The sequence below is a fragment of the uncultured Caballeronia sp. genome, from assembly GCF_964243625.1.
Lineage (GTDB): Bacteria > Pseudomonadota > Gammaproteobacteria > Burkholderiales > Burkholderiaceae > Caballeronia.
Window position 1 is genome coordinate 1 of record NZ_CAXTGZ010000163.1, and the last position, 11156, is coordinate 11156.

The window sequence follows — 11156 nt, forward strand, 5'->3', positions numbered from 1 at the left end:
GCACACATGCATTGGATCGATCCCGCCTGCCTGCCGGAAACGCGCGGCAAGGTCGCGCAATTCCTGTTGAATCCGCACGGTGAACTCGACGGACTCGTACTGAATACCGCCGGCAGCACACTGCAAGTTCACTTCCCGCCGCATATGACGAAGCAGGTCATGAAGCACATTTCAGTGGGCAACGCCATTCGCGTACACGGCGTGAAACCGCGTGACGCGAATGTCATCGCGGCAGTATCGCTGACGAGTGCGCAAGGCGCGGAGCTCGTTGATGAAGGCCCGCAGCATCACGGTCCGAAGGCCCCGAAACCCGAAGGCAAACCAATGGACGTTCAAGGCGAAGTGACCCTGTCGCTGTATGGCCCGAAGGGCGAGCTGCGCGGCGCGCTTCTCGACGACGGCACATCGCTGCGCATGCCGCCTCACGCCGCAGCCGAACTCGTGGACTATCTGAGCCCGGGCGCATGTGTTCAGGCATGGGGGAATGGCGTGAAGAACAAGTATGGCCGCACGATCGACGTCCATGACATCGCCAAGCTGGTCGATGCTGCCTGATCCCACGGCCGGAATCTTCTGAGTGGTCGCCGTCGTAATGGCGTAGGACTTGATGCGCGGGACCGGGCGGTTCGGTCTCGCGCAAGGTCTCACGGCGCTCGCGGTGCGTATTGGCGTCGCCGCTGCGCGTCGAGGCATCGGCGGCTTGACGCTGGCCTTAGAGCTGGCCGAACCCCGTCAATCCGATCAGGCTTCCCAAGGCCAGCAACCACAACGGATGCACCTTCGTCTTGAAAGACAGCACCGCGATCACCGCCGTGATGCCGCCAAGCACCCATTGCGAGTCCGACGCCTCCGCGATCAGCGCGGCGCTCGCCGCAAGGAGACCTGCGGTCATCGGCACGAGGCCGAGTTGCACATATCGTCGCCACGGATGCAGCCTGAAGCGCTCCCACGCGTGCATGGCCGCAATGGTCACGACGGACGAAGGCCCGAACTTCGCAATCGATGTCACGATCACGCCGGGCCATCCCGCGACGTGCCAGCCAATCAGTGTCACGATCATCATGTTCGGCCCCGGCGCCGCCTGGGCGAGCGCGAACATCGCGGAAAAATCCGCTTTCGACATCCACTGATGCACCTCGACGACTTGCCGCTGCATCTCGGGCAGGATGGAGTTGCCGCCGCCGAATGCGAGCAGCGAGAGCTGGCTGAAAATTGCGGCGAGGGAAGCGAGATCGTGGTTCATCGGTTCACCTCGCGATTCGTTTTGGATGCGATGAATATCGATATTGGCGTAAGCACGAGCATCACGGGCAGCAGCGGCAAGCGCAGCAATGCGATCGCCACGAACGCCAGCGCGGCGACGACTGCCATCGACACTTTCTTGCGCAAGGGCCACGCGACTCTTACGGCCATCGATACCAGCAGACCCGCCGCTGCAGCAGCCAGTCCGGCGAAAAGGTGGCGGATGTGTACGTCGTTATGCGTGCGCTGATAGAGCACGCCGAGCCCGATCACGATCAGAGATGGCCCGACCAGCAATCCGAGCAGCCCGGCAAGCGCGCCGGGCACGCCGCGAAATTTCATCCCGATCGCGGCCGACAAGTTGATCACGTTGCCGCCCGGCAGGAACTGGCAAAGGCCGAGCAGATCGGTGAATTCGTCGGCGTTGAGCCACTTGCGGCGCTCCACGATTTCGCGGCGTGCCAGCGGCAGCGCGCCACCGAACGCGGTCAGCCCGAGCGTCAGGAAGCCGATAAAGATATCCGCGACGGTCGGCGGCGCCGGCGGCTGTGCGTGAGCGTCTTCGTGCATTGATCGCAATGAGTGCTTTGGAAAAGCGAGAGAGGGTAACGCTTTGTTCGCGCGGATTCAAAGCGTTGACTGCGTAGCCGTTGTCGAGCGTTCAGGTAGTCTTCGCCGCGTTGCGATCCCGGCGGGATTCGTAAGCTTTCAGATGCGTATAGGCAGTCGAGAAGATCGGCGAATGTTGCTCTTGCTCCGCCACCTTGCCGCGCGCAATCAGGTCGCCCACCACGTGATCCGCTTCGATACGCGCGCCGTTCTCGAGGTCGCGCAGCATCGAAGCGGTGATGCCGGACCCGGTTTCGGTGAGCATGGAGTGCGTGCGGGTCACAGCGGCTTCGCCCGGCGGGAAACCGTTTGCCGCGGCGATGGCGCGGGCTTCATCGAAAAGATCGAGCAACAGTTTCTGGCCGCCCGGCGCCGCGATGATATCGCCCACCGGCGCGCGCATCAGGCACGTGCCGGCTGCAAGCGTCGCGAGAAAGGTCCACTTTTCCCACATGGACTGGAGAACGTTCTGGCTTGCGAAGGCGTCGAATTGCGCGCCAGTCAGCTCGGCCGTGATCGCCTCGATGCGCGTCGAAGTTCCGCCCGCGCGCTCGCCAAACGTCAGGGAATGCAGCTTGTTCAGATGCACGACCGTGCCTTCGGCATCGAGCGTTACAGCCGCGACGCACTGGCCGCCCAGCACGCGGTCGGGGCCGAACTGTGTTTCGAGCACATCGAGATGATGCATGCCGTTGAGCAGCGGCAGGATGGCGGTGTTCGGGCCGACCGAGGTTTTTATCGATTCGATGGCGCCGTCAAGATCGTAAGCCTTGCAACTGAGCACGATCAGGTCGAACGGTTCGGTCACGTCCTTGGCCAGTACAACGGGCGGATTCGGTATCGATAAATCGCCGTTCGGGCTGCGCAGGTTGAGGCCCGTTTGCGCAAGTTGCGCAGCGCGCCGTTCACGTACGAGGAACGTCACGTCCCTTCCGGCGTCAAGCAGCCGTCCGCCGAAATAACCGCCGATTGCGCCTGCGCCCACCACCAGAATCCGCATGTGCTCCTCCTGAATAGTCTGATTTTTTGCGCGTGGATTTTCATGTGACCGCGCGCCGCTCCTGATCATGCCGCTCAAGCCTGCCAGACACCATAACCCGCTTCCCGCAAGCCAATAGCAAGTTCCACTTCCATCTCCCGAGCGCCTTCGTACGGCATCGGGTTATACAACTCGTACAGTTGCGGCAACAAGCGCAAGCCGAAATCGCGCACATAACGGTTCGACTGGATGCCGGCCTTGTGTTTATCGAAACGAACATCAGGGTCGATACCCGTCATGCCCACATATACAAAAGGCTTGCCCAGCACGTAATCCGGGTTGGCGCGCCGGAAACGCGCTTCGTTCCAGACCAGATCGGCGAGTTCGATCACGTAGACGTGGTAATGGTGAACCTTCCTTCGAAGCGCCATGCATTTGCCTTGTTGCGCTTATTCCGCGCGCAGATCGGTTCTGGAACGGGCTGGGGACGCTTATTTTAGACCGGCGTTGAACGAGGCGCTTATCGCGCGTGCTTTCGAGGGAACTTTTTTTACCCGTCGAACGCTGGCGCATAGTGCCTGTGCGGACCGCCCGTCCACACCCCATGTCTGCCAGTTGCGTGTCAAAGTGGTAATCTCGCTCGGTCTGCGCATGCTGCGCGGCGTTCGGCAGGCGGCGGGCCCAGTGCCCCGGCGCTCCCCACATGGTGGCGCAGAAGTCCGGCCGGAACGCCTCGCGGGCACCGCCCCCATTGACACAAACGCATCCGCAGCGTGCGCGGCCACGAACCGCAAACGCTCCGGTCATTCGGAGAGAAACATGAGCAAACAAGCAATCGGCGTTGTCGGCCTCGCCGTCATGGGACGCAATCTGGCATTGAATATCGAGAGCCGCGGGCACGCGGTATCGGTCTACAACCGCAGCCGCGAAAAAACCGATGACCTGATGGCCGAGCATCCCGACAAGAAGCTCGTGCCGTCTTACACGCTGGAAGAATTCGTCGAGTCGCTGGAAAAACCGCGCCGCATCCTGCTGATGGTGAAGGCCGGCCAGGGCACGGATGCGACGATCGATTCGCTGCGCCCGCTGCTTGAAAAAGGCGACATCCTGATCGACGGCGGCAACACCCATTTCACCGATACCATCCGCCGCAATACGGACCTCGCGAAGTCGGGCCTGCATTTCATCGGCACGGGTGTATCGGGCGGTGAGGAAGGCGCGCTGAAGGGTCCCTCGATCATGCCGGGCGGCCAGAAGGAAGCCTATGATCTCGTCGCCCCGATCCTGACCGAGATTGCCGCAAAGGCGCCGGACGGCGAGCCGTGCGTGGCTTACATGGGCCCGGACGGCGCGGGACATTACGTGAAGATGGTTCACAACGGCATCGAATACGGCGACATGCAGTTGATCGCCGAAAGCTACGATGTGCTCAAGCGCGTGGCGGGTTTGTCGAACAAGGAATTGGGCGACGTTTATGTCGAGTGGAACAAGGGTGAACTGGATAGTTACCTGATCGAGATCACGTCGAAGATCTTCGCGAAGAAGGACGAAGAGACCGGCAAGGATCTCGTCGATGTCATCCTCGATCGCGCCGCGCAAAAAGGCACGGGCAAGTGGACGAGCCAGAACGCGCTCGATCTGGGCGCGCCGCTGCCGCTGATCACGGAAGCCGTGTTTGCGCGCGTGCTGTCGTCGCTGAAGGACCAGCGCGTGGAAGCGAGCAAGCAGTTGAAGGGTCCTTCGCCCAAGTTCGATGGCGATCGCGATGCGTTCGTGGAATCCGTGCGGCGCGCGTTGTTCCTGAGCAAGATCGTTTCGTATGCACAGGGTTTTGCGCAGCTGCGCGCGGCATCGGAAGAATACAAATGGGATCTGCAGTACGGTCAGATCGCGAAGATCTTCCGGGCTGGTTGCATCATCCGCGCAGGGTTCCTGCAGAAGATCACGGATGCCTACAAGACCAACGCCGATTTGCATAACCTGCTGCTCGATCCGTACTTCAGCGATATCGCCGCGAAGTATCAGGACGCGCTGCGCGACGTCGTGGTCGCCGCGGTGAAGGCAGGCGTGCCGGTGCCGGCGTTTTCATCGGCAGTCGCGTATTACGACAGCTATCGCTCGGAGACGCTGCCGGCGAATCTGGTGCAGGCACAACGTGACTTCTTCGGCGCGCATACCTTCGAGCGTGTGGACAAGAAGGGCAGCTTCCACGCTGACTGGTCGTAAGAGCCTCTCAAATAGCTGATCGATGCAGTGCAAACGCCGACGCAAATGCGTCGGCGTTTTGTTTTGCAGCCGCACAGATTTGCCAAATTTTGTCGCGGTGAAATTTTCATCAGGCGATATTTTTCAGTTGTCGCTAGCATCTCCTGTTGATGGAAACATTACCGGGGGGATCATGGCCACTGCACTTTCAGTATTAAACAGGGAATCGGAGCTGAGCTACGCTTATCTTCATGCGATCGCTTCGCACGCAGGGGTCAACTGCAAGATCAGCAACCGGCACGACGACAACGCCGGCATCGACGCCATGCTCACGGGCTGGGAACCATTCCCGAACGGCGGCCCGTTGACCGAAGTCGACGTCAAGGTCCAATTGAAGGCAACGGTCAAGACACCGTTCGACGACGGTGAATCGCTCTCCTACTTCCTCTCCGGGACGCAACAGTACGACGCCCTGCGCCGGGAGACACACGCGTCGCCGCGAATACTCGCCGTACTGTTCCTCCCTCCCAACGCCGAGGACTGGCTGGAGCATTCAGAGGAGCAACTCGTGCTGCGAAAATGCGCGTACTGGGTCAGTCTGCGCGGCGCCCCGCCCACGGACAACACAGCAGGCGTCACTGTGAAGATCCCGAAGAGCCAGACGTTCGACGGAGCCGGTCTCATGCAGCTCATGGCAAGCATCTCGCGGCGCGAAATTCCTGCTTATCGAAACCTTTCTGACCAGGTGCCACATGACGCTTAGCACGCTATCTCCTTCAGGCCTGCGCGATTTCGTTCAATCGCTCGGGTGGAAATTGCTGCCTGATGGCATGGTGGATGGACTGTACGTGTTCCATCATGATTGCGCACCGCGTCGCCAGATTGTCATTCCAATGGATCAGCACGCGCTGGACTACGCGGAGGCATGCGAGCTCGCCATGTCAAAGCTCGCCGACCTGCAGGGTATGAAGCTCACAGAGCTGATTCAGCTTGCAGCAATCTCCCGTGACGACTCCATGTATTACCGGGTGACCGGGCGCGGTGCGTTCAACGAAGGCCTGCCCTTGTCGTTTGCGGCGTCGTTGCTGCTTGGCGCGGAGCAGGTTCTGCTTGCTTCGGCTTGCACGGTGTTGCGGCCGCAGGCTCATCATCCGCGTCTGCATAGAAGCGAAGCCACACAGCTTGCCAGTCATGCGCGGTTCGGCCACACGGAGCGCGGCAGCTTCGTCGTGCGCGTTTCGTGCCCTGTCGATGCCATGGAAACGCCAGCCGCGCTTGCGCTCGCCAACACCAACGAATCATTTGTGCGCATGACCATGCTGAGCGCCCGTCGCGGCGTGCGCGATCTGGTTGACGCCATCGAGACAGACACGCTTACCCGCTTCGTCGACTCGCAAAAAGACGCGCGCTCGCCCGTTGTTTCTTCCAATCTGTGCGAAGCACTGACGCGTATGCATGATGAAGAAATGCAGAACAGCATCGACCTGTCGTTTCGTTGGGCAACAACCGTGGCACTACCCCAGGAGATCGCCGCGGCCGCAAGCATACGAATCGAGAGCGATCACTTTGGGCGTATCGACGAGGTTCGCCGCGAGTTGCGTGCGGTCGAGCATGACCGCGACGACGTATTCATTGGGACAGTCGAGCATCTGAATGGGCAATTCGATCTTGAAGGCAACCGGGCGGGCGAGGTCGTCGTCGGATTGCTCCAGCATGACAAGGGAACTATCAAGGCGCGCGTTGTGCTCAATCACGAGCAATATGCAAGCGCGGTTGCCGCGCATCTGGACGATCGGACTTTCGTCCGCATCGCAGGGCGGCTGCGTCCCGGGCGACAACCGCGTACGCTGGTCGACGTGACCAGCTTCACCTTGATCGGTCCGGAGTGACAAAGAGCAAGAGCACAAGAGCGGGGCGTGGCGCAGGCGATCTAACCGCGAATCCCCAGCACCTCCCGTAAAGCCTCACCATTCGCGCCGCTTCCTGCGAAGTCATCGAAGGCACGATCTCCCACGCGAATAATATGATCGCGGATAAAGGTGGCGCCTTCGCTTGCGCCATCCTCGGGATGTTTCAACGCGCATTCCCATTCGAGCACCGCCCAACCAGGGAAATCGTATTGCGCCATCTTCGAGAAGATTGCGCTGAAGTCGATCTGTCCGTCGCCGAGAGAACGGAAGCGGCCCGCGCGGTCCACCCAGCCCGAGTAACCGCCGTACACGCCCTGTCGTCCGTTTGGCCGGAACTCGGCATCTTTCACGTGAAAGGCCTTGATGCGTTCGTGATAGATATCGATGAACTGTAGGTAGTCCAGTTGTTGCAGCAGGAAGTGGCTGGGATCGAAGAGAATGTTGGCGCGTGGGTGATGATCTACCGCATCCAGAAACCGGTCGAAGGTTACGCCGTCGTGCAGGTCTTCGCCCGGGTGCAACTCGTAGCACACGTCCACGCCGGCCTGATCGAAAGCGTCGAGCAAGGGACGCCACCGCTTGGCAAGCTCGCCGAACGCTGTCTCGATCAAACCCGGCGGACGCTGCGGCCACGGATACAAATACGGCCAGGCCAGCGCGCCCGAAAACGTCACGTGCGCGCTCAGGCCCAAGCGCCTGGACGCGGCCGCTGCGAATCCAACCTGTTCGATGGCCCATGCCGTGCGGGCCTCCGGATTCCCGCGAACGTGCTTGGCTGCGAAGCCATCGAAGAGTGTGTCGTACGCGGGATGAACCGCCACGAGTTGCCCCTGCAGATGCGTCGACAGCTCCGTAATGCACACGCCCGCATCCTCTACGATCCGGCGCAGATCGTCGCAATAGGCATCGCTTTTGGCGGCCTGTTCGAGATCGATCAGCCGCGGATCGCACGGAACCTGAATACCTTCGTAGCCCAGCCCCTTCGCCCAGCCTGCAAGGTGCGCGAGGTTGTCGAAGGGCAGTTCATCGCCGAGAAACTGCGCGAGAAAAATGGCCGGGCCCTTGATGGTTTTCATGATCGTCGATCCACGAACGTGCGCTCAGCTAGGATAAAACTCAGAACGGCGAGTTCGGATAATAGAACTGCTTGGCGTTTTCCTTCGTGATCAACACCGAAGGAATGATGGTCGTGGCGGGCAGTTTTTCGCCCTTCAGGCGCGCTTCGGCGGTGAGCTTGATCGCGTCGTAGATGAACTTCGGCGAGTACGACACGTCGGCCTGCACCCGCTTGTCGCCATCCATGATCCGCTTGACCGCTTCCTTCGACCCCGCCCCGCCGAACACTTCCTTGATGTCCGTGCGCTTCGCCTGGTCGATGGCCTTCAGCACGCCGATCATCATGTCGTCGTCAGCGGCCCAGACTGCATCGATATGCTTGAAACGCGTGAGGTAGTCCTGCATCACCTTGAATGCGTCGTCGCGATTCCAGTTGGCGTATTTCGCGTCGAGCACCTTCATGTCGGGATGCTGCTTGATCACCGATTCGAACGCGGTCCAGCGTTCGTTGTCGAGCGTGGTCGGAATCCCGCGCAGCGCGACAATGTCGCCCTTGCCATCCAGCGTCTTCGCCAGATACTCGGCCGGCAGCTTGCCGAAGGCCGTGTTGTCGCCGGCCACGTAGGCGTCTTGCGCGCTGGTGTCGGTCAAGCCGCGATCCACCACCGTCACATACACACCCTTCTTCTTGACCTGCGCGACCGGCTGCGTCAACGAAGCCGATTCAAACGGGAAGATCACCAGCGCGTTAATTTTGTTGACCGTCACGAGATCCTGCAACTGGTTCGCCTGTTCGGGCGCGCCGCCAGCCGTTTTGACGATGATCTTCAGATCCGGATGCGCCGCCTCCAGTTCCTTTTTTGCTTCATTAGCCCACCACACAATACCGCCCGTAAAGCCATGCGTGGCGGTCGGGATGGCGACGCCGAGCGTGACTTTATCGGCCGCGATGGCCGAGACGGCGCTCGCCGCGAGCGTCAGTGCGCCGAGTGCGCGAAGAATGTTTTTCATTGCTGTGTCTCCATTGTCATGACAGGCGCCTGATAGGGTTTCAGGGCACGGTTCGAACAGACTTCAACGACGTCCACGCTGTAAAAACGCTACGAAGATGATCACGGCGCCCTGCACTGCCGCGTTGAGATACACGCTGATGATGCTGGTGAGATTCAAGATGTTTGCGATCACCGACAAGAGGATTGCGCCGATCACGGTCCCGATCACACGCCCTTCGCCACCTCTGAGCGCCGTGCCGCCGACCACCACGGCCGCGATCGCCTCAAGCTCCCACAGCAGGCCGGTGGTCGGCGTGGCCGACCCGAGGCGCGGCACGTACAGTACGGTCGCCACGCCCACGCAAAGACCGAGCAGCACATAGGTGACGATCTTCACGCTGTCCACGCGAATGGCGGCGTATCGCGCGACCTGTTCGTTCGATCCGATTGCCTGGACATGCCGGCCGAAGACGGTGCGGTTCAGCACGATCACGCCGCCCGCCGCGACGATCAGGAACACCCATATGGGCACCGGGATCCCAAACAGACTTGCGTAATACACGGGGCCGTATAAATCGGACAAGGTGTTGTCGAGTGTGAGCGCGCCGCCATCCGCGAGCCATGTCAGCACGGCGCGAAAAATTCCGAGCGTTCCCAGCGTCACGATGAACGGTTCTATACGTCCCTTGGTCACAAGCAAACCATGCGCCAAACCGAAAAGACCCCCTAGAACAAGGGCTAGAACAATTCCTAAGGCAATGATGGTCAGCGGCGCAAAGCTGTGGCCGCCCACGCCGTGAGCGAGCGTGTTCATCGTCCAGATCATGCTGCCGGCGATCAGCGCGGCCATCGATCCAACCGACAAATCGATACCGCCCGAGATGATCACGAACGTCATGCCCACCGCAATGATGCCAATGAACGATGTCCGCGTGAGAACGTTCATGGCGTTGTCGAAGGTGGCGAAATCGGGATTGAGCAGCGTCCCGCCCACGCACAGCGCGATCAGCCCGAGCAACGGCCCGACGCCGTGCAGCCGCCGCGCGAGTCCGCCGAGGCGGCTGCGTTTCGATACTTCCACGCCTTCAGTGTGTGCCGGTCGCATGCGCGATCAACCTCTCTTCGGTGAGATGTTCGGAGCCGAGCGTCGCGACGAGCTGGCCGCCGCGCATCACCGCCACGCGATGACACAGGCCGATCAGCTCGATCAGTTCGGATGAAATGACGATCACCGCGCGCCCTTCGGCGGCGAGCGCGTGGATAAGGAAATAGATATCGCGTTTTGCGCCGACATCGACACCGCGCGTGGGTTCATCGAGCACGACTACGCGCGGATCGGGATGCAGGAATTTCGCCAGCGCAAGTTTTTGCTGATTGCCGCCCGACAACATGCGCGCGCGGCTCGCAAGATTGCCCGTGCGGATACCGAAGTCCTGTACGGCTTTTTTGAGCGCATCGCGTTCGGCGCGGCCATCAAGCAGCGGATGCGCGTAGCGTTCGAGCGTCATCATGGTGAGGTTGTCCTTGAGCGCCATGTCGACGTGCAGGCCGCGGCCCTTGCGGTCTTCGCTCAAGTACGTGATGCCGTTTTTCATGGCTGCGCGCGGGTTGCGCGGATTGATCTGGACGCCTTCCAGTTCCATGCGTCCCGCGGTCAAAACCCGCAAACCGATGAGTCCTTCGAACAGTTCCGTACGCCCCGCGCCCACGAGTCCCGCAAAGCCGAACACCTCGCCCGCGCGCACCGAGAAGCTGACGTTCTCCGCCCAGCCGGGAACGAAGGCGTTATCGACCTTGAACGCAATGGGCGCATCCGTTGCAAGCGGCGGTTTGTCGGGGAACATGTCCGATACCTCGCGCCCGACCATCTGGTTCGCCATCTGCTGGCGCGATGTTTCGGCCGTCGGGCTGCGCGTGACGAAGCGGCCGTCGCGCATCACGATCACTTCATCTGTCACGCGCTCCACTTCGTCGAGCTTGTGCGAGATATAGACGATCGTCACGCCGTCGTCTTTAAGCCGCGCCATCAATGCAAAGAGGCGCTGCGTTTCCGAAGGCGTGAGCGTCGCGGTCGGCTCGTCCATGATCAGGAGACGTGCATCGCGCAGCATGGCTTTCGCGATTTCGACGCCGACCTCCGCGTGGCCGTTGAAGCGGATGCGG

The 11156-nt window shown here is 60.9% G+C and carries 12 protein-coding genes; 4 read left to right on the plus strand and 8 right to left on the minus strand.

Annotated features, from left to right (window positions below):
* Window positions 1–6: 6 nt before the first annotated feature.
* A complete protein-coding gene (locus ACFFAR_RS13450; protein WP_375507997.1) occupies window positions 7–555 on the plus strand; it encodes a hypothetical protein in 549 nt (182 codons plus the stop codon).
* Between the two features lie 157 nt (window positions 556–712).
* On the opposite strand, the gene ACFFAR_RS13455 is transcribed toward ACFFAR_RS13450, so the two are convergent.
* The 4 genes from ACFFAR_RS13455 to ACFFAR_RS13470 form a co-directional block, all read right to left on the minus strand.
* On the minus strand, window positions 713–1243 hold the full coding sequence (locus ACFFAR_RS13455) for a chromate transporter (RefSeq protein ID WP_174362339.1): 531 nt from the start codon (window positions 1241–1243) through the stop codon (window positions 713–715).
* A complete protein-coding gene (locus tag ACFFAR_RS13460; RefSeq protein ID WP_174362340.1) occupies window positions 1240–1812 on the minus strand; it encodes a chromate transporter in 573 nt (190 codons plus the stop codon). The genes ACFFAR_RS13455 and ACFFAR_RS13460 overlap by 4 nt, the downstream gene beginning before the upstream one ends.
* Window positions 1813–1903: 91 nt before the next feature.
* Complete coding sequence (gene panE / locus ACFFAR_RS13465; RefSeq protein ID WP_375507995.1) at window positions 1904–2851, minus strand: 2-dehydropantoate 2-reductase; 948 nt, start codon at window positions 2849–2851, stop codon at window positions 1904–1906.
* A gap of 74 nt (window positions 2852–2925) precedes the next feature.
* Window positions 2926–3261 carry a hypothetical protein gene (locus ACFFAR_RS13470; RefSeq protein ID WP_174362342.1) on the minus strand — a complete coding sequence of 112 codons (336 nt, stop codon included), beginning with the start codon at window positions 3259–3261 and terminating at the stop codon, window positions 2926–2928.
* A 388-nt stretch (window positions 3262–3649) separates the two neighbouring features.
* On the opposite strand from ACFFAR_RS13470, the gene gndA reads away from it, so the two are divergent.
* The 3 genes from gndA (at window position 3650) to ACFFAR_RS13485 (ending at window position 6924) form a co-directional block, all read left to right on the plus strand.
* Window positions 3650–5056 (plus strand): NADP-dependent phosphogluconate dehydrogenase, encoded by a 1407-nt coding sequence (gene gndA / locus ACFFAR_RS13475; RefSeq protein ID WP_062003365.1) that lies wholly within the window; start codon window positions 3650–3652, stop codon window positions 5054–5056.
* Window positions 5057–5228: 172 nt separating this feature from the next.
* Window positions 5229–5798 carry a DUF4365 domain-containing protein gene (locus ACFFAR_RS13480; RefSeq protein WP_174362343.1) on the plus strand — a complete coding sequence of 190 codons (570 nt, stop codon included), beginning with the start codon at window positions 5229–5231 and terminating at the stop codon, window positions 5796–5798.
* The gene (locus ACFFAR_RS13485) at window positions 5788–6924 is read left to right on the plus strand and encodes a hypothetical protein (RefSeq protein ID WP_174362344.1); all 1137 of its coding nucleotides are present in this window, start codon (window positions 5788–5790) and stop codon (window positions 6922–6924) included. The genes ACFFAR_RS13480 and ACFFAR_RS13485 overlap by 11 nt, the downstream gene beginning before the upstream one ends.
* A 41-nt stretch (window positions 6925–6965) precedes the next feature.
* Here the strand turns inward: ACFFAR_RS13485 and ACFFAR_RS13490 are convergent, their stop codons facing one another.
* The 4 genes from ACFFAR_RS13490 to ACFFAR_RS13505 form a co-directional block, all read right to left on the minus strand.
* A complete protein-coding gene (locus ACFFAR_RS13490) occupies window positions 6966–8021 on the minus strand; it encodes a TIM barrel protein (protein ID WP_174362345.1) in 1056 nt (351 codons plus the stop codon).
* A gap of 40 nt (window positions 8022–8061) precedes the next feature.
* Complete coding sequence (locus ACFFAR_RS13495) at window positions 8062–9012, minus strand: substrate-binding domain-containing protein (RefSeq protein ID WP_062171577.1); 951 nt, start codon at window positions 9010–9012, stop codon at window positions 8062–8064.
* A gap of 63 nt (window positions 9013–9075) precedes the next feature.
* Window positions 9076–10098 (minus strand): ABC transporter permease, encoded by a 1023-nt coding sequence (locus ACFFAR_RS13500; protein ID WP_062171578.1) that lies wholly within the window; start codon window positions 10096–10098, stop codon window positions 9076–9078.
* The coding region (locus ACFFAR_RS13505; protein WP_375507996.1) for a sugar ABC transporter ATP-binding protein at window positions 10079–11156 on the minus strand (1078 nt) is incomplete at its 5' end. The genes ACFFAR_RS13500 and ACFFAR_RS13505, both read right to left, overlap by 20 nt.